This window comes from Dactylosporangium sucinum, from assembly GCF_014647515.1.
Taxonomy (GTDB): domain Bacteria; phylum Actinomycetota; class Actinomycetes; order Mycobacteriales; family Micromonosporaceae; genus Dactylosporangium; species Dactylosporangium sucinum.
Map to the genome: position 1 here is coordinate 43002 of NZ_BMPI01000026.1, position 17841 is coordinate 60842.

The following is a 17841-nucleotide window of genomic DNA, read 5'->3' on the forward strand; positions in this document are numbered from 1 at the left end:
GACGGTTCTCCTCTGTGTTGCTGCTACTTGACGGCGCCGGCGGTCAGGCCGGCCACAAAGTACCGCTGCAGGGCGAGGAAGCCGGCGACCACCGGCACGCTCACCACCAGGGACGCGGCCATCACCTGGTTCCAGTACACCTGGAACTGCGTGGAGTAGTTCTGCAGGCCGACCGCGAGCGTGCGGCTGTGCTCGTCGGTCATGATCGACGCGAACAACACCTCGCCCCAGGCCGTCATGAACGCGTACACGGTCACGGCGACGATGCCGGGGACCGCGGTCGGCAGGATGACCTTGAACAGCGTACGCATCGGGCCGGCCCCGTCGACCTGGGCCGCCTCGTCCAGCCCGCGGGGGATCGAGTCGAAGTACCCCACGAGCATCCAGATCGAGAACGGCAGCGAGAACGTCAGGTACGTGATGATCAGTCCGAGGCGCGTCTGGTACAGCTCGAGCCCCACGGTCGTGCTGAGGTTGACGTAGATGAGGAACAGCGGCAGCAGGAACAGGATGCCGGGGAACATCTGCGTCGACAGCACCGCGACCGAGAACAGCCCCCGGCCGCGGAACCGGTAGCGGCTGACCGCGAACGCGGCGAACACCGCGATCGCCACCGAGAACACCGCGGCGATGCCGGCCACGGCGATGCTGTTGAGCAGGTACCGGCCGAGCGGCACCGTGCTCCACATGTCCACGAACGCCTGGAACGTCGGCGCCGTCGGGATCCAGGTGAAGTCGTCCTGCACGTCCTGCAGCGGCTTCAGCGCCGAGCTGACCATGACGTACAGCGGGACCAGCACGAACAGCGCCAGCAACGACAGCACGAGCCACCGGAACAGCCGCTCCACCCTCCCCTCACGCATGGTGCCTCCGGCGGTTCGTGATGACGAGGTACGCGGCCGTGACCAGCAGCAGGAACAGCAGCAGGGCCACGGACATCGCCGAGCCGGTGCCGAAGTCCCAGGTACTGAACGAGCTGTCGTAGATGTGGATCGAGATGAGGTCGGCCTCCGGCGGCGCCGACCGGCCGAACAGCACGTACGGCGTGTTGAAGTCGTTGAACGTCCACAGGAACAGCACCAGCAGCAGGACCTGGTTGATCGGGCGCAGGGCGGGCAGGGTCACCGAGCGCAGCCGCCACCAGAAGCCGGCGCCGTCGATCGCCGCCGCCTCGTACATCTCGCTCGGCACGTTCTGCAGGCCGGCCGTGATGCACAGGAACGCGAACGGCCAGGTGCGCCACACCGACACCGTCAGCAGCGCGAGGAAGCTGTTCTCGCCGATCAGCCAGAACGGCCGGTCGCCGCCCGCGCCGCCGGCCAGCCCGAGCTGGTCGACGAGCACGTGGTTGACCAGCCCCGTGTCGCGCTGGAACAGGAAGCCCCAGGTGATGACCGCGGCGTAGACGGGCAGCGCGTACGGGGTCAGGAACAGCGTGCGCAGCAGCGCCCGGCCGCGGAACGGCCGCTGCAGGAACACCGCCGCCGACATCCCGAACAGCCAGGACAGCCCGACCGACAGGGTGGTGTACAGCACGGTGAGCCAGAACGAGTGGAACAGTGCCCGGCCGGCCTCGGTGTCGAGGTTGAGCGTCGCCGTGTAGTTCGCGAGGCCGACGAACGGCGCCGTCGACCAGTCCTGGATGTGGAACTGCGTCAGCTCCAGCAGGCTCATCCAGACGCCGACGAGCATGGGCACGACGTGGATGCCGATCTCCAGCAGTACCGCGGGCGCCAGGAGGAGATAGGGCAGGTGCTTGCGCAACCTCCGGCGGCGCCGCTTCCTCGGCGCGACGTGTGGCCGGACGTCCCAGTTGGCGTGCGCCGGTCGGCGGCTGCGAGTGCTCGTGTAGGTCGTCATCGGCTCAGCCCCGCATCCGCTGCTCGGCCGCCCGCAGCCGGGTCCGGATGATCGCTTCGGTGACCGGCTTGTCGTTGGCCGCGGCCGCGAACAGCTCCTTCATCGCGCTGCCGACGAGCGTCTCGAACTGGCTCTCGGCCGGCACCTGCGGCAGCGGTGCGGCCGTCGCGTTGAGCACGTCGGCGAGCACCTTCTGCTCCGGCGCCTGGAACGCCGGGTCGGCGGCGGCCGCCTGCACCGACGGCAGCGACCCGTACGTCCGGTTCAGGATCACCTGCTCCTCGTCGCTGGTCATGAACTTCACGAACTGCAGGGCGCCGTCGAGGTTCTGGCTGCGCCGGAAGACGGCGATGTTGATGCCGGCGACCATGCTGTTGACCCGGCGGGCGCCGGGCGGCGGCTGGGCGAGGAACGGCACCGGCGCGACGCCGTACTCCTCCGGGCTCATGCCCTGCGCGCGGAACGCCGACCCGGCCGCCTGCCAGAGCAGCATCGCGGCCTTGCGGTTGGCGAAGTCGGACTGCGACTCGTTCTTGGCGTACTCGGCGTTGCTGGGATTGACGATCTTGTCGACCGCCATGAGATCGACGTACCGCTTGATCGCCCGGACGTTGGCGTCCGTGTCGAACGTGGGCTTCCCGGTGTCGTCGAACCATTCCCCGCCGTACTGCTGGCTGAAGGTGAAGGCGTGGTGCGCGTTCTCCGACGGGTTGGCGCCCTCGATCGCCAGCCCCCACTGCCTGTCCTTCGTCAGCCGCTTGCCGACCGCGACCAGGTCCTCCCAGGTGGCCGGCGGCCGGGTGACGCCGGCGTCGGCGAACATCTGCTTGTTGTAGTAGAGCGCGTACGACAGCGAGTACAGCGGCACCGCGGTCGGCGGCTTGCCGGGCGCCCCGGCGGCGGCGAGCGCGGCCGGCACGAACCGCTCCCGCCCGCCGATGCGCGCCATGGCGGCGTCGTCGAACGAGACGAGGGCGTTCGTCGCCTGCAGCGAGGCCGACCAGGTGTTGCCGATGTTCACCACGTCAGGGCCCTTGCCCGAGGTGGCCGCGGCGAGCAGCCGGTTGAGCAGGTCGGACCAGGGCACCACCTCGAACCGGACGTGGATGCCGGTGCGCTGCTCGAACTTGTCCAGCTCCGGCTGCAGGGTCTGCTTGTCGAACTCCAGGCTGCTGCCCTGGTTGCTCGCCCAGTAGGTGATCGTCCGTCCGTCGGACTCGGTGCGCAGGTAGCCGCAGCCCGCGAGGAGGGCGGCTCCGGCGAGCGCGGCGAGTTGTCGGCGGGTGGGCACGCTCGTCTGCCTTCTGGTGCGCTTTCGGTGCGGCGGTGGGGGTGTGGCCGCGTTTCCATCGAGACTTAATTAATGTCGCCATTAAAGTGGGACGTCGCGGAGCGCGTCAAGGGCGGGCTCTACAGTGGCGCGCAGGCATCGAAGACGGGGAACTGGCGGGAACTCGGCGTGGAAGTGGAGCGGGCGACCAACCGCAGCGTGCGGCAGCAGAACCGGTCCGCCCTGCTCACGAAGCTGTTCCTCGACGGGCCGCTGACCCGCCAGGACCTGTCCCGCAGCACCGGCCTGAGCCAGCCCGCGGTGAGCAACGTGGTCGGCGACCTCATCGACGACGGCCTCGTGGTCGAGGCCGGCGCCCTGGAGTCCGACGGCGGCCGCCCGAGCATGATGCTGCGGGTCGCGCCCCGCTACGGGGTCGTCGCCGGCGTCGACGTCGGCGAGACCCGGGTGCGGGTCGAGCTGTTCGACCTCGCGATGAGCCAGCTGGCCTCGGTCGACCACCCGATCGACCCGTCCAGCGCGTCGCCGGCGACGGTCGTGCGGCACATCGCCGCCGGCCTGCGCACCGTCACGTCGCCGTACCCGGACGTGCTCGGCGTCGGGGTCGGCGTCTCGGGCATCGTCCAGCAGGGCCCGGCCCTGCAGGTGTACGCCCAGACGCTCGGCTGGGACGGCGTCCCCCTCGGCGCGCTGCTGCGCGAGGTCACCGACCTGCCGCTCTACATCGACAACGGTGCGAAGACGCTCGGCCAGGCCGAGATGTGGTTCGGCGCCGGGCGGGGCAGCCGGCACGCGGTGTTCGCCCTGGTCGGCTCGGGCGTCGGCGCCGCCGTGGTGACGAACGGCGCGACCTACCGCGGCGCGTCGAGCAGCGCGGGGGAGTGGGGGCACACGACGCTGGTCTACGGCGGGCGCCCGTGCCGGTGCGGCTCGCGCGGCTGCCTGGAGGCGTACGTCGGCGCCGAGGGCATCCTGGACCGCTACCGCACCGCCCGGCGCGGCCGCCCGGCTCCCGGCGACGACGAGGAGTCGCGGCTCACCGCCCTCGTCGCCGCGGCCGCGGAGGGTGCCGGCCCGGCCCGGGCGGTGCTGGACGAGACGGCCGGCTACCTGGGCGCCGGCGTGGCGAACCTGATCAACCTGTTCAACCCGGAGCGGGTCGTGCTGGGCGGCTGGGCTTCGATGACGCTGGGTCCGCTGCTGCCGCTGATCCGCGAGTCGGCGTCGCGGCACGCGTTGCGGCAGCCGTTCGAGCAGGCGCGGATCGAGCTCGGTCAGCTGGGGGTGGACGCCGTGGCGCTGGGGGCGGCGACGCTGCCGGTGGCGAGGCTGCTCCAGGAGGGCGGCGCCCGCCCGGTGCCCTGACCCCGCCGCGCTCCCTCGTAGACGTTGGTCGATCTACCCTCACGTTCCGAGATCGACTTGAGGGTTGATCGACCAACGTCGAAACGTGACCCGGGTTGGGTGCTCGCCGGCGTGATCCATGGAGCCGTTTGGCTGTCCGGGCAGCCATTCCTCTCCATGGATCATGGGCATGCTGCTTGGGCGCGGTGCGATGGGGTGGGGCGCGCGGTGCGGCGGGCGTGCATCCGGCTCTTTTGGAGACGTTGGTCGATCTACCCGCGCCTTTCGCGATCGACTTGAGGGTGGATCGACCAACGTCGAAACGTGGCCAGGGTTGGGTGCTCGCCGGCGTGATCCATGGAGTCGTTTGGCTGTCCGGGCAGCCATTCCTCTCCATTGATCATGGGCATGCTGCTTGGGCGCGGTGCGATGGGGTGGGGCGCGCGGTGCGGCGGGCGTGCGAGGTGCGGGTGCGGCGGCGTGCGGGGTGCGTGGGGGACGCTGTGGGGTGCGGCGGCGTGCGGGGTGCGTGCGGGGTGCGTGCGGGACGCTGCGGGGTGTGGCGGCGTGCGGGACGCGGCGCGGCGGGGTGCGGCGGGGGGCTGCGTGGTGCGGTGGGGGTCGCGGTTGCGTGGTGGGTGGTTGCTGGCGTTGGTCGCTCGGTCCCGGGCGGTCGTCGGGGCGGCGGTCTGGGAGAGCGATCTCCCTCGCATCGGGCATCCGGGATAAATTACGTCGTAATTGATTGATGTCTTGACGGGCGGGTGACGGCGGCGTAACACTCGTCTACCTGAGAGAGCGCTCTCTCATGCTCGCTGCGCAGCACGACCGGGAACCGCCAACCCCACCCGGTACGGGAATCCCCGCCAGGTCCCCCGACTGACAGGCAGGATCATGAAATTTCCGCGTTTGTCGCGCTATCCCACGCTCCGGCGCTGGCTCCTCGGCGGCGCCGCCACCCTGATGCTCTCCGTCGGCGTGGTCGCCGTGGCGCTGCCCAACGCCAGCGCCGCGCCGACGCTGCTGTCCCAAGGTAAGCCCACGACCGCCTCCTCGGCCGAGAACGCCGGCACCCCCGCCACCGCCGCGACCGACGGCAACACCGGCACCCGGTGGTCGAGTGCCTTCAGCGACCCCCAGTGGATCCAGGTCGACCTGGGTCAGACGGCCAACCTCACCCAGGTCGTCCTCAACTGGGAGGCGGCGTCGGCCAAGGCCTTCCAGATCCAGGTCTCCGGCAACGGCACCACCTGGACCGACGTCTACTCCACCACGACGGGCGCGGGCGGCGTGCAGACGCTCAACGTCAGCGGCTCCGGCCGCTACGTGCGCGTGTACGGCACGCAGCGCAACCTCACCGCGTACGGGTACTCGCTGTGGGAGTTCCAGGTCTTCGGCGAGCTCGGGCCGACCAACCCGCCGTCGGGCACCTGCGGGCCGGTCAACCGCGCGATCAACCGCCCGGTGACCGCCTCCTCCACCGAGAACGCCGGGACGCCGGCCTCCGCGGCCGTCGACGGCAACACCGGGACCCGCTGGTCCAGCGCCGCGAGCGACCCGCAGTGGATCACCGTGGACCTCGGCGCGTCGTACGCGATCTGCCGGGTGGTCCTGCGCTGGGAGGCCGCGTACGCGAGCGCCTTCCAGATCCAGACGTCGAACGACAACGCCGCCTTCACCAACGTCTACTCGACGACCACCGGCACCGGCGGTACCCAGACGATCGATGTCACCGGCACGGGACGCTATGTGCGCGTGTACGCCACCGCACGGGCGACCCAGTGGGGTGACTCGCTGTGGGAGTTCGAGGTGTACGTGCGCGACAACACGCCGCCGACCAGCAGCAGCCCGCCCACGAGCAGCGGCCCGGTCGAGCCGACCGACCCGAAGAACCCCAACTTCGGCCCGAACGTCTTCGTCTACGACCCGTCGCAGGCCGCGGCGGCGCAGACGAAGCTCAACCAGATCTTCACCCAGCAGGAGACCAACCAGTTCGGCACCAACCGCTACGCGGTGCTGTACAAGCCGGGCACCTACACGCAGGACGTCAACCTCGGGTTCTACACGACCGTCCACGGCCTGGGCATGTCGCCCGACGACGTGAACCTCAACGGCCACGTGCGGGTCGAGGCGACCTGGTTCGGCGGCAACGCGACGCAGAACTTCTGGCGCGGCGCCGAGAACCTGTCGGTGACCCTGCCCGGCACGGGCAACGGCGTCCAGGTCGAGCGCTGGGCCGTGGCCCAGGCGGTGCCGTACCGCCGCATGCACCTCAAGGGCGCCAACAACCAGATCCAGCTGTGGAACGGCGGCGACGGCTGGTCCAGCGGCGGCCTGATGGCCGACACCAAGGTCGACGGCCAGGTCGTGTCGGGTTCGCAGCAGCAGTGGTACAGCAGGAACAGCGAGTTCGGCAGCTGGACCGGCTCGGTCTGGAACATGGTGTTCCAGGGCGTGACCGGCGCGCCGCCGAACAACTTCCCGAACCCGTCGCACACCGTCATCGCCACCACGCCGGTCTCCCGTGAGAAGCCGTTCCTGTACATCGACGGCACCGGCACGTACCGCGTCTTCGTCCCGGCGCTGCAGACCAACTCGTCCGGCACGAGCTGGTACAACAAGACCCCGCAGGGCCAGTCGATCTCGCTCGACCAGTTCTACGTCGTGCGGCCCGGGGCCACCGCGGCCCAGATCAACGCGGCCCTCGCCGCCGGCCGGCACCTGCTGATCACGCCCGGCGTGTACCACCTGAACCAGACCCTGCAGGTCAACAACCCCAACACGGTCGTGCTCGGGCTCGGCCTCGCCACGCTCATCCCGGACAACGGCATCACCGCGATCCGGGTCGCGGACGTCGACGGCGTGAAGCTCGCCGGCATCCTGGTCGACGCCGGCACCACCAACTCGCCCACGCTCGTCGAGGTCGGCCCGGCCGGCTCGTCGGCCAGCCACGCCGCCAACCCGACGTCGCTGCACGACGTGTTCTTCCGCGTCGGCGGGTACATCGCCGGCAAGGCGACGGTCAGCCTCCAGGTCAACAGCAACAACGTGATCGGCGACCACATGTGGATCTGGCGCGCCGACCACGGCAACGCCGGCACCGTCGGCTGGACGGTGAACCCGGCCGACACCGGCATGGTCGTCAACGGCAACAACGTGACGATGGAGGGCCTGTTCGTCGAGCATTACCAGAAGTACCAGGTGATCTGGAACGGCAACGGCGGACGCACCTACTTCTTCCAGAACGAGATGCCGTACGACCCGCCGAACCAGGCCGCCTGGATGAACGGCGCGACCCGCGGGTACGCCGCCTACAAGGTGGCCGACGCGGTGACCACGCACGAGGCCTGGGGCCTGGGCAGCTACTGCTACTTCAACGTCAACACCGCCGTGGTCGGCGAGCGGTCGTTCGAGGTACCGGTGAAGGCCGGCATCCAGTTCCACAACATGGTCAGCGTCTCGCTCGGCGGCGTCGGCACGATCAACCACGTCATCAACAACACGGCCGGCCCGGCGAACACGGCGAACCAGATCGTGTACGTCACCAGCGGGCCGTAGGTCCACCCTCCCGGTAACACCCGTCGAGCCGGAAGACCTCCCGCCCGGGTCTTCCGGCTCGCCGGCTGTCCGGTGGACAGCCGGTCATGCCGGCGGGCGGCGATGGCGTTGCCCCATGATCGTGGGAAACAGCTGGCTGCCCCGGCAACCGGATGTTTCCCACGATCATGCTCGGGCTGGGTGAGCCGCAGCCGGGCGACCGCCATCCGTCGCCGACAACTTTTTTTGTCTTGACAATAAGAATCGTCGGTGCCTAGAGTCGAGGCATGTTCGAAGTGGGAGTCATCGAGGAGGCCGCCGCGGCCGAGGTGGCGCTCGACCCGATCCGGGCGAGGCTGCTGGCGCTGCTCGCCGAGCCGCACTCGGCGACGAGCCTCGCGGCGATCGTCGGCCTGCCCCGGCAGAAGGTGAACTACCACCTCAAGACCCTGGAGCAGCACGGCCTGGTCGAGCTGGTCGAGGAGCGCCGCAAGGGCAACGTCACCGAGCGGGTCCTGCGGGCCATGGCGTCGTCCTACGTCATCTCGCCGGTCGCGCTGTCCGCGGTACAACCGGATCCGTCGCGATCGCCCGACAAACTGTCCGCGCGCTGGCTGCTCGCGCTCGCGGCCCGGCTGGTCCGGGAGGTCGGCCAGCTCATCACCGGCGCCGAGCGGGCCGGGAGACCGGTGGCCACGTTCGCGCTCGACGGCACCGTCCGGTTCGCGTCCGCGGCCGACCGCGCCGAGTTCGTCCAGGAGCTCACCGCCGCGGTCGGCGCACTGGTCAGCCGATACCACGACGAGCGCGCCCCGGGCGGCCGGGAGCACCGCGTCGTCATCGCCATCCACCCGAGCCTTACGAATCCGAGCCTTACGAAGGAGATCCCGTCATGACCGGCCACGAGTTCGAACTGACCCACGACATCACCCTCGAAGCGACCCCCGACCAGGTCTGGGACGCGATCGCCACCGGACCGGGCATCGACTCCTGGTTCATGGGCCGCAACCAGGTCGAGCCCCGCGAGGGCGGCGCCGCCTCGATGGAGATGCCCGGGTACACCGGCACCTCGACGGTCACGGCGTGGGAGCCCGGCCGCCGGTTCCGCTACGAGACCCCGGTCGCCGAGGACGGCTCGTTCATGGCGTTCGAGTACCTCATCGAGGGCCGCGACGGCGCCGCCACCGCGCTGCGCTTCGTGCACAGCGGCATCCTCACCGGCGACTGGGAGGGCCAGTTCGACGCGCTGAAGAACGGCAACCCGCTCTACCTGCGCACCCTCGCCGACTACCTCAAGCACTTCCCCGGCCGCACCGCCGTCCCGGTCACGGCGTTCGGCCCGCAGCAGGCCGACGCGGACGCGGTGTGGGCCGGCATCACGGCGGCGACGGGCCTGGCCAAGGACGTCCGCGAGGGCGACCCGGCGAGCCTCACGGTCGCCGGCCGCCAGGTCGACGGGGTCGTCGACGTCGTGGTGGAGCCCAGCTTCCTCGGCATCCGCACCGACGACGCGCTGCTGCGCTTCGTCGGCCGCGAGGGGTTCGTCCTCACCGGCCACCACGTGTTCGCCGACGTCGACCCGGCCGAGGCCGAGCAGACCTGGACCGCCTGGCTGGCGGCGGCCTACGCCTGAGACGCGGTAGCGTGGCCCCGTGGGGGCTGTGCAGAAGATCGACGAGCTGGCGTACGCCGCGTACCTGCAGGCGCACGCCGAGCCGCTGGAGCCGGACGCCAACTACACCGAGGTCCACCTCGACGGGGTGGACCTCGGTGGCGTCGACGCCGCGCACGCGCGGTTCATCGAGTCGGCGTTCGAGGGCGTCACGTTCACCGAGGGCAACCTCGACCACTGCCGGTTCAACGACGTGTGGGTCAGCCGCAACCGCTGGGTCGGGGTGAAGGCCGCCGAGACCGAGTGGCTCGACGTGTCAGTGCTCGACAGCGTGCTCGCCGGGGTCCAGGCCTACGGCAGCCGGCTGCGCCGGGTCGTCTTCCAGCGCTGCAAGATCGACAGCCTGAACCTGCGCGGCGCCACGCTCGTCGACGTCGAGTTCGACGGGTGCGAGCTGAACGAGCTCGACTGCGCCGGCGCCACCCTCACCAACGTCACGTTCGCGGGCAGCGCCGTCAAGCGGGCCCGGTTCTCCGGCGTCAAGCTCAAGAAGGTCGACTTCCGCGGCGCGCGGGAGCTCGACGTCGCCGACGGCGCCGACGCGCTGCGCGGGGCGATCGTCGACGAGCGGCAGCTGCTGGAGCTCGCCCCCGTCCTAGCCGCCGCCCTCGGGATCGAGGTCAAGTAGCACCTTGGCGACCCGGCGCTGCCGCGTCTCGGCCGTCCTGGCGCCCTCGACCGACAGCACGTGCCGGCGCTGGTTCGAGTACGACAGCTCGGTGAAGCGACGGTGCGCGCCCGGCGCGGCGTCCAGTGCCGCCGCCAGGTCGGCCGGCACCTCGACCGCCCGCGGCGCGGTGTCCAGCTCCAGGTCGACGTCGACCTCGTCGCCGGCCGCGAGCCCGGCGCCGGCGCGCACCTCGGCCGAGACCGGCAGCATGAACTCGCCGCCGTAGACGGCCACGGTGCTGCGATAGGTGTATCCGTTGACGGTCACCGTGACCTTCGGCTTCCTGCCGCTGCCGAGCGACGCCACGACCTCGGCCGGCACGCGCATCCCCGTGGCCGTCTTCCCGCCCAGGAACAGCGTCGTGCGAAACCTCATGCCGACGACAGTAGTCGCAGCGCGGTGCGGACGGGCAGCCGTTCGACCGTGTGCTCGAACGACGTCTCGCCCCGGCAGAACCGCTCGAACATGCGCCAGCCCGGCGGCGTGCGCAGCATCGCGTGGAACAGCCCCGGCCGGCGGGAGAACGTCGCCAGCAGCCGCCGCCCGGCCCGCATCGCCGGGACGAGCTGCGCCTCCACGTCGCGCACGTACCCGTCGAGGTCGCCGTCCGCGGCCGCGGCCCCCGCCAGGGCGCCCGAGCGCACCGCGAAGCTGATCCCCTCGCGGGTCCACGGCTCGAGCAGGCCGCCCGCGTCCCCGGCGACGATCACGCGGCCCTTGCGCAGTGGCGACGCTTCGGTACGGCACCGGGTCAGGTGCCCGGAGTCGTGGATCGGCTCGATCCCGCCGAGCCCGAGGCGGTCCACGAACGCGCGCAGGTACGCCTTGGTGCGCTCGCCGTCGCCGCGGGCCGAGATCACGCCGACGGTCAGCACGTCGCCCTTCGGGAACACCCACGCGTACGAGCCCGGCAGCGGCCCCCAGTCGATGAGCAGCCGGCCCCGCCAGCGCTCCTGCTCGGCCGGGCCGACCGGCAGCTCGACCTCCAGCCCCAGGTCCACCTGGTCGTACGCCACGCCCACGTGCCGTGCCGTGATGCCCGAGGAGCCGTCGGCGCCCACGACCACGCCGGCGCCGACGGCGCCGCCGTCCGCGAGCCGGATGCGCACGCCCGCGTCGTCCTGCTCGACGGCGCGGGCGGCGGTCGCCTGCAGTACCGTGGCGCCCGCCTTCTCGGCCGCGAGCCGGAGCGCGTCGTCGAACTGCGGCCGCTGCACCATCTGCAGCAGCGGCGCGCGCCGCACGGCCCGGGTGAACCCGCGCCGCCCGTCGTGCGTGAACTCACACCGATCGATACGGTCACTGGCCGGGATGGCGATCCGGTCACTCACCGCGGCGACGGTGAAGCCGATCAATCCCCCTCCGCAGGTCTTGTACCGCGGATGCACGGCCTTCTCCAGCACCACCGTCCGCGCCCCGCGCCTGGCGGCCTCGTAGGCGGCGGAGAGCCCCGCCGGCCCCCCACCCACGACCGCCACGTCCCATTCGTCCACCGTCACGTGGAGAGACTAGTCGGCAGGTGACTTTGGCCTCCTGTGACGCGGACATCAACCGTTCGGGTGAAGGATCTGCTTCACTTCGACTATGTCCGTGATCGACCACCTCATCCACGCGAACGAGCGGTACACCGAGTCGTTCCCGGGGCCCCGGCCGCTGCGGCCGAAGTTGCGGCTCGCCGTGGTCGCGTGCATGGACTCGCGGCTCGACCTGTTCGGCGCGCTGGGGCTGGAGATCGGTGACGCCCACCTCATCCGTAACGCGGGCGGGCTGCCGACCGAGGAGGTCCTGCGCTCACTCGCGATCAGCCAGCGCAAGCTCGGCACCCGCGAGATCGTGATCCTCCACCACACCGAGTGCGGCATGGAGGGCTTCGACGACCCGGAGTTCCGGGCCGAGCTGACCGCCGAGAGCGGCCGCACGCCGGGCTGGGACGTGCCGGGCTTCGTCGACCTGCACGACACGATGCGCTCGTCGATCCGCACCGTGCGCGAGTGCACGTGGCTGCCGCATCGCGAGGACGTTCGCGGGTTCATCTTCGACGTCGCCACGGCCAAGATCGAAGAGGTGGTCTGACGCCCGCCCGCTCGTACGTCGTCACCGGCGGTGGCCGCGGCATCGGCCGCGCGATCGCCGAGCGGCTGGCGGCCGACCCGGCCGCGTTCGTCGTGGTGCTCGACACGGCGGCGGACTGGCCGGACGCGGTGATCGGCGACGCGGGGGACGACGCCGTGGCCGAGCGGGCCGCCGACCTGGCCGAGCGCGCGGCGCCCCTCGCCGGGTGGGTGAACAACGCCGCCGTGTTCCGCGACGCCTGGCTGCACGAGACGGCCGCCCCGGCGCTGCTCGGCCTGGTCACCGCGAACCTCGCGCCCGCCGTCGCCGGCTCGGCCGCCGCGGTCCGCCGGTTCCTGGCCGCCGGGGCGGGCGGCGCGATCGTCAACGTGTCGTCGCACCAGGCGCAGCGGGCGGTGCGGGGCGCCCTGCCGTACGCGACGGCGAAGGCCGCCCTGGAGGGCCTCACGCGGGCGTTGGCGGTCGACTACGGTCCGGCCGGCATCCGGGTCAATGCCGTGGCATTGGGTTCGATCGATACCGAGAGATCCATCGAGTACCTCGAACGCCGGCCGGCGGCGGCCGCCGAACTGCGCCGGCTGCACCCCCTCGGCCGCACCGGCACGGCGCAGGAGGTGGCCGCCGCGGTCGCGTACCTGCTCTCGGAGCAGGCGTCGTTCGTCACCGGCGCCGTCCTGCCCGTCGACGGCGGCCGCGCCGCCCGCGGCGCCGACCCCGAGGAGCGTCGGGCGTAGCCGCCGCGGCACCCCGGCGTCGGGCCGGCGCCCGGAGCGTCAGGCGTAGCCGCCCGCGCGGATCGCCCGGCCGAGCAGGACCAGCGCCTCGGCCAGCCCCGGCGGGGCGCCGCCGGCCAGGAGGTGGGCGCGGTAGGCGTCGTCGTCGAGGAGCACCGGCTCGACGGGGCGGCCCAGCTGCGCCGCGAAGCGGGCCGCCAGGGCCGCGGCGTCCAGCGCCACCTCGCCCTTGACCGCCACGACGCCGGCGGGGGCGCCCAGCAGTACCCCTGCCGCGACCGCCGCGCAGTGATCGCGGTCCACGTAGGAGACCGCGCCGCTGCCCGCGTTCGTCACGTGGCGGCCCGTCGCCGCGGCGGCGGCCCGGGCGGTTTCCAGGCCCTCCGTGTACAGGTTGTTGCGCAGCGCGGTCCACGGCACGCCCGTCGCGCGCAGGTGGGCCTCGGTCTCGCGGTGGGCGGCGTTGAGCAGGTCCGGCGGGCCGTCGCAGCCGATCAGCGACGTGTACACCACGTGCCGCACCCCGGCCGCCACCGCAGCGTCGATCGCCGCGCGGTGCTGGGCGATCCGGCGGGCGTTGTCGCGGTGGTCGGTGCTCACGACGAGGGCCGCGTCGACGCCCGCGAACGCGGCCGGGCCGATGTCGTCGAAGTCGGCGTGCCGGACCTGCGCCGCGGCCACCGCATCGGGGCGGCGGGTCACGGCGACCAGCGCCGCGCGGCCCGACAGGTGGCGGAGGACGGCGCCGCCGAGCGCGCCGGCCGCGCCCGTCACCGCCACGACTGGAAATCGATTGCTCACGACGATCATCGTCGGCGAGCATCCCGACCGGCGGAAGAAGGCACTTCGGACTGCCTCAGGCACACGGGAGGTACCAATGGATCTGGAACTGCTGCTGCCGCCCGGGGCGACCGTGACCGAGACGATGAAGACCATCTGCCCGCTGCGCGACACGCTCGACCGGATCGGGGACCGGTGGACCGTCATCGTCGTCGTGCTGCTGCGCCGCGGGCCGTTGCGCTTCACCGAGCTGCGCAAGGCGGCCGAGGGCATCAGCCAGCGGATGCTCACGCACACCCTGCGCGCGCTGGAGCGTGACGGTCTCGTCACGCGGACGGTGTACGCGAGCGTGCCCCCGCGGGTCGAGTACGCGCTGACGGCCGTGGGGGAGGAGCTGACCGGGCCGCTGACCGGACTGCTGCACTGGTCGGTGCGCCACCAGGAGTCGGTCCTCGCGTCGCGGGCGGCGTACGACGGGGGTTCCGCCGAGGGCAGCGGACCGGTTCGCGCGGGTGGCTGATGCGGCACGATCGAACCCATGCGATACGGGGGCCGACTCAACCGCCTCGAGTTCACCGCGCTCATCGACCAGCAGGCCAACCGCATCCGGGCGAACGCGAGCACGCTGCCGCTGTGGGGCCCGGCCGGCCGGACCGGGCCGTGCCGGATCGGTGCGTGGGGCTGGGAGGACGACCGGCTCGTGCACGCCGGGCTGCTGTTCGGCGACGCGGTCGCGGGCGGCGCGTGGATCGAGGTGGTCACCACCGCCGGCCCGCCGATGCCGCTGCTCATCGACGTGCGCATGGCGGCCGCGGACGAGGCGCCGCAGGACCACCGCGACGTCGAGCGGCGGCTGCGGGCGGCCTCGACCCCGGCCCCGCAGCGGGTCGGCATCGCCGTCGACGGCATCCCGAAGCGGTTCGACCACTGGCCGGCGCACGGGCTGGGCCGCGACCTCGGCACCGGCTGGCTGGCCACCCTCGACGAGGTGCCGGGGCTGCTGCTGCGGGTGTCCGGGCTGACCCCGGCCGAGGTGAGCCTGACCCGCGTCGGCGACATCGAGCCGCACCTGGTCGGCACGCGGGCCCACCTGCTGGCCGGCTACGACGCCTACGGCACCGGCTGAGGCGCCGTCACCAGCGGGTGGCGAGGGCCTGCGCGAAGTTGACCCGCTGCAGGGCCTCGGCCGCGTGCAGCGGGGAGTAGACGATCTCCTGGGCCATGTAGTGGTACGGCCCCGACTGGATCGACACGATGAGCGGCCCCGACATCGTGTGCGACTTGGCCGTCAGGAACAGCAGGCCGAGCAGCATGAAGAGGCTCAGGCCGCAGGTGAACGGGGCCATGACGACGCCGAGGACGCAGAAGATGACGGCGAGGGCGATGCCCCAGCCCGCGGTCGTGGTCATCGGGATCGGCTGCGACACCACCATCCACCGGCTGCCCTGGACCGGGAACACGCCGATGGGGGTGTAGATCGCCACGCCGTCGACCCGGACGTCACCGATCTGGATGTCCGGTCCGCTGTACGCGGGGGAGCCGCTGAACGGGATGGGCAGGGTCACACCCTGCATTGTGACCGGCCCATCCATGCCTGTCAGCCGCCGCTCGCCAGGTCCGTCCGGTCGGCCAGGTCGGCGACCGGTCCGATCGGCCGGTGCGCGGTCGCCGGCGTCCCGGCCCGCTCAGCCGTTCGACATCATGGCGTTGAGCTCGCCGTAGCCGATCGCCCCGGCGAGGGCGGTGAAGGTGCCCTCGCCCTGGGCCTCCTCGGCGGCGCGGCGGGCCACCGTGTAGGCGGCCTCGGCGACCCACGAGCCGAGGCTGACCCGCGCGACCCCGAGCCGGGCCAGCTCGGCCACGGGCGGGGTGCCGGGCTGGGCGAGCACGTTGAGCGGGGCGGGGATCGCCGCGACCAGGGCGGCGATCGTCTCCGGATCGGCTACCCCGGGGACGAAGACGCCGGTGGCGCCCGCCGCCAGGAATGCCGCGGCCCGTTCCGCGGTGGATTCGACGGTACCGCCGCCGCGCAGGTAGGTGTCGACGCGCGCGTTGATGTAGAGGTCCACGCCCGCGGCCCCGGCGGCGGCCCGCGCGGCGGCGATCCGCTCGGCCTGCTCGGGGATGTCGCGCAGCCGCGCGCCACCGGCGCGGACGGTGTCCTCCAGGTTCACCCCGACGGCGCCGGCCGCGAGCACGCCGCGGACCGTGACGGCGACCTCGTCCGGGGTCGCGCCGAACCCGGTCTCGACGTCGGCGGTGACCGGGACGCCGTCCGGCACCGCGGCCACCACCCGCGCGAGGTGCTCGAGCATCGCCTCCCGCGACAGCGCGTCGCCGTCGGGCGCGCCGAGCGTCCACGCGACCCCGGCGGAGGTGGTCGCGACGGCCTTCGCGCCGGTTGCGGCGACGATGCGGGCCGAGGCGGCGTCCCAGGCGTTGGCGAGCACGAGGGGGGCGGCGGCGGTGTGCAGGGCCCGGAACCGGGCGGCGCGCGTCTGCTGGTCGGTCATGCGGTTCAGTGTTGCGGCCCGGCGCGGGGCCGCCCAACGTTTCAGCCAGGGCTAAATTGTCGGGGTGGTGTCGATCGGACTGTCGGCCGGCGCGGTCGCCCGGATCCGCTTCGCGGTGTCGCCGCTGTGGGAGACCGTGGCGAGCGTGCGGGTGCTGCGCGACCCCGGGGCGCACGCGATCCACCTGCCCTGGGCGCGCCGGCACCGGGGGCTGCGCTTCGAGCGGCTGTGGTCGCTGGTGCCGCCGGGCCCGCGGTACGTCCCGGACTATCTGACGCCCGTCCCGCCCGGCTTCGCCCCGGAGCTGGAGGACGAGCTGGCGCTGCTCGCCGCGACCCCGCCCGAGGTGGTCGCCGCCGAGGGGCCGCCGGTGGACCTGCCGGGGCTGGTGGACGAGATCCGGGCGTATTTCGCGGTCGCGCTCGGCCCGGACTGGCCGCGGATCCGCGGGCTGCTGGAGGCGGAGGTCTTCGCGCGGGCCCGCGCGCTGGCCGCGGACGGCGTCGGCGGGCTGCTCAACGACCTGCACGCGCAGGTGAGCTGGGCGGGGGACACGCTGTCGGTGCTGCACCGCTGGTGCACGGCGGCGGACGTGCCGGAGGGCGGCGACCTGGTGCTGGTGCCGTCCGTCTTCGTGTGGCCCTCGGTGCTCACGGTGTTCGGGCCGGCGGCGCAGCTGGCCTACCCGCCGCGGGGCGTGGGCGCGCTGTGGGAGGCGCCGCCGCCGGCGCCCGCCGCGCTCGCGTCGGTGCTCGGCCGGGCCCGCGCCCGGCTGCTCGTCGAGCTGGCCGCGCCGGCGTCGACGTCGGCGCTGGCCGAGCGGACCGGGCTCACCGCCGGGGGCGTGTCGCAGCACCTCGGGGCGCTGCGGGCGGCCGGGCTGGTGCGGGCGCACCGGGCCGGCCGGACGGTGCTCAACGTGCGGACCGCGGTGGCCGAGGCGCTGCTGGACAGCAGCGCCGGCGGCCACACGCACGACGGCGCCGACCGGCGGGGCTGATCCGCCGACCGGCGCCGTCGCTCTGGCGTTCCGGACGTCACCACATCAGGTTTCAGTTGGCCGGGCCGAGCTCCGCAGCGGGGTTGCCACCCTCGATGACGGTGCCCTCGGCGAACTTGCTGTCGAACTCCTCGCGCAGGGCGTCGAGCTGAGCGAACTCGGCCTGGTGCGAGGACTCCGAGCCCTCGGCCGCGAAGACGTGGTTCGAGTCGTACTGGTCGTTGCTGTAGTTCGTGAACTCCTGCTCCGCGTAGTGCGAGCCGTCCGCGCCGTCGAACTCGACGGAGCGGCCCTGCTGGAAGTCGGTCGACTCGGCCGACTCGGTGTCCTGCTCGTAGACGTTGAAGTTGCTGTCGTAGTCCGACTC

Annotated in this window: 19 protein-coding genes; 10 read left to right on the forward strand and 9 right to left on the reverse strand. The window is 72.4% G+C overall.

Annotated elements, in window-relative coordinates:
• Nucleotides 1-23 precede the first annotated feature (23 nt).
• Genes IEZ31_RS25540 through IEZ31_RS25550 form a run of 3 tightly spaced genes read right to left on the reverse strand, consistent with a single transcriptional unit; the run spans nucleotide 24 to nucleotide 3151 of the window.
• Nucleotides 24-863: a carbohydrate ABC transporter permease gene (locus IEZ31_RS25540; RefSeq protein WP_190252505.1), complete on the reverse strand. Its 840-nt coding sequence runs from the start codon at nucleotides 861-863 to the stop codon at nucleotides 24-26.
• Nucleotides 856-1860, reverse strand: coding sequence for a carbohydrate ABC transporter permease (locus IEZ31_RS25545; protein WP_190252506.1), 1005 nt, complete (start codon nucleotides 1858-1860; stop codon nucleotides 856-858). The genes IEZ31_RS25540 and IEZ31_RS25545 overlap by 8 nt, the downstream gene beginning before the upstream one ends.
• 4 nt (nucleotides 1861-1864) lie before the next feature.
• Nucleotides 1865-3151 carry an ABC transporter substrate-binding protein gene (locus IEZ31_RS25550; protein ID WP_190252507.1) on the reverse strand — a complete coding sequence of 429 codons (1287 nt, stop codon included), beginning with the start codon at nucleotides 3149-3151 and terminating at the stop codon, nucleotides 1865-1867.
• A gap of 72 nt (nucleotides 3152-3223) precedes the next feature.
• Here IEZ31_RS25550 and IEZ31_RS25555 point away from each other — a divergent pair, with 72 nt between their 5' ends.
• The 5 genes from IEZ31_RS25555 to IEZ31_RS25575 all read left to right on the forward strand — a co-directional run bounded on the left by IEZ31_RS25555 (nucleotide 3224) and on the right by IEZ31_RS25575 (nucleotide 10332).
• Nucleotides 3224-4516, forward strand: a complete 1293-nt coding sequence (locus IEZ31_RS25555) for an ROK family transcriptional regulator (protein ID WP_229835836.1) — start codon at nucleotides 3224-3226, stop codon at nucleotides 4514-4516.
• An 873-nt stretch (nucleotides 4517-5389) separates the two neighbouring features.
• The gene (locus IEZ31_RS25560) at nucleotides 5390-8053 is read left to right on the forward strand and encodes a pectate lyase-like domain-containing protein (RefSeq protein ID WP_373294686.1); all 2664 of its coding nucleotides are present in this window, start codon (nucleotides 5390-5392) and stop codon (nucleotides 8051-8053) included.
• Between the two features lie 266 nt (nucleotides 8054-8319).
• The gene (locus IEZ31_RS25565; RefSeq protein WP_190252508.1) at nucleotides 8320-8928 is read left to right on the forward strand and encodes an ArsR/SmtB family transcription factor; all 609 of its coding nucleotides are present in this window, start codon (nucleotides 8320-8322) and stop codon (nucleotides 8926-8928) included.
• Entirely contained in the window at nucleotides 8925-9665 is a 741-nt protein-coding gene (locus IEZ31_RS25570; RefSeq protein ID WP_190252509.1) for an SRPBCC family protein, read from the forward strand. The genes IEZ31_RS25565 and IEZ31_RS25570 overlap by 4 nt, the downstream gene beginning before the upstream one ends.
• A 19-nt stretch (nucleotides 9666-9684) precedes the next feature.
• Nucleotides 9685-10332: a pentapeptide repeat-containing protein gene (locus IEZ31_RS25575; protein WP_190252510.1), complete on the forward strand. Its 648-nt coding sequence runs from the start codon at nucleotides 9685-9687 to the stop codon at nucleotides 10330-10332.
• Here the strand turns inward: IEZ31_RS25575 and IEZ31_RS25580 are convergent.
• Both IEZ31_RS25580 and IEZ31_RS25585 read right to left on the reverse strand, forming a co-directional pair.
• Entirely contained in the window at nucleotides 10300-10749 is a 450-nt protein-coding gene (locus IEZ31_RS25580; RefSeq protein WP_190252511.1) for a YdeI/OmpD-associated family protein, read from the reverse strand. The two genes, IEZ31_RS25575 and IEZ31_RS25580, sit on opposite strands and share 33 nt — an antisense overlap.
• Nucleotides 10746-11867: a geranylgeranyl reductase family protein gene (locus IEZ31_RS25585; protein ID WP_190252599.1), complete on the reverse strand. Its 1122-nt coding sequence runs from the start codon at nucleotides 11865-11867 to the stop codon at nucleotides 10746-10748. The genes IEZ31_RS25580 and IEZ31_RS25585 overlap by 4 nt, the downstream gene beginning before the upstream one ends.
• Before the next feature lie 91 nt (nucleotides 11868-11958).
• Between IEZ31_RS25585 and IEZ31_RS25590 the strand changes: the two genes are divergently transcribed.
• Both IEZ31_RS25590 and IEZ31_RS25595 read left to right on the forward strand, forming a co-directional pair.
• Nucleotides 11959-12447, forward strand: coding sequence for a beta-class carbonic anhydrase (locus IEZ31_RS25590; RefSeq protein ID WP_190252512.1), 489 nt, complete (start codon nucleotides 11959-11961; stop codon nucleotides 12445-12447).
• Nucleotides 12372-13181: an SDR family NAD(P)-dependent oxidoreductase gene (locus IEZ31_RS25595; protein ID WP_308429441.1), complete on the forward strand. Its 810-nt coding sequence runs from the start codon at nucleotides 12372-12374 to the stop codon at nucleotides 13179-13181. Before IEZ31_RS25590 ends, IEZ31_RS25595 begins: the two co-directional genes overlap by 76 nt.
• A 39-nt stretch (nucleotides 13182-13220) precedes the next feature.
• Here IEZ31_RS25595 and IEZ31_RS25600 read toward each other — a convergent pair whose 3' ends face one another.
• Nucleotides 13221-13982 (reverse strand): NAD(P)H-binding protein, encoded by a 762-nt coding sequence (locus IEZ31_RS25600; RefSeq protein ID WP_190252513.1) that lies wholly within the window; start codon nucleotides 13980-13982, stop codon nucleotides 13221-13223.
• Nucleotides 13983-14058: 76 nt separating this feature from the next.
• Between IEZ31_RS25600 and IEZ31_RS25605 the strand changes: the two genes are divergently transcribed.
• Entirely contained in the window at nucleotides 14059-14481 is a 423-nt protein-coding gene (locus IEZ31_RS25605; RefSeq protein WP_190252514.1) for a winged helix-turn-helix transcriptional regulator, read from the forward strand.
• Between the two features lie 18 nt (nucleotides 14482-14499).
• Nucleotides 14500-15087 carry a hypothetical protein gene (locus tag IEZ31_RS25610; RefSeq protein ID WP_190252515.1) on the forward strand — a complete coding sequence of 196 codons (588 nt, stop codon included), beginning with the start codon at nucleotides 14500-14502 and terminating at the stop codon, nucleotides 15085-15087.
• A 7-nt stretch (nucleotides 15088-15094) separates the two neighbouring features.
• Here the strand turns inward: IEZ31_RS25610 and IEZ31_RS25615 are convergent, their stop codons facing one another.
• Together IEZ31_RS25615 and IEZ31_RS25620 are read right to left on the reverse strand one after the other, a co-directional pair.
• Nucleotides 15095-15526, reverse strand: a complete 432-nt coding sequence (locus IEZ31_RS25615; protein ID WP_190252516.1) for a hypothetical protein — start codon at nucleotides 15524-15526, stop codon at nucleotides 15095-15097.
• Between the two features lie 120 nt (nucleotides 15527-15646).
• A complete protein-coding gene (locus IEZ31_RS25620; RefSeq protein WP_190252517.1) occupies nucleotides 15647-16474 on the reverse strand; it encodes an isocitrate lyase/PEP mutase family protein in 828 nt (275 codons plus the stop codon).
• Between the two features lie 67 nt (nucleotides 16475-16541).
• Between IEZ31_RS25620 and IEZ31_RS25625 the strand changes: the two genes are divergently transcribed.
• Complete coding sequence (locus IEZ31_RS25625) at nucleotides 16542-17474, forward strand: helix-turn-helix domain-containing protein (RefSeq protein WP_229835837.1); 933 nt, start codon at nucleotides 16542-16544, stop codon at nucleotides 17472-17474.
• A 52-nt stretch (nucleotides 17475-17526) separates the two neighbouring features.
• Here the strand turns inward: IEZ31_RS25625 and IEZ31_RS25630 are convergent.
• Nucleotides 17527-17841: hypothetical protein (locus tag IEZ31_RS25630; RefSeq protein WP_190252519.1), on the reverse strand; the 315-nt coding region annotated here is incomplete at its 5' end.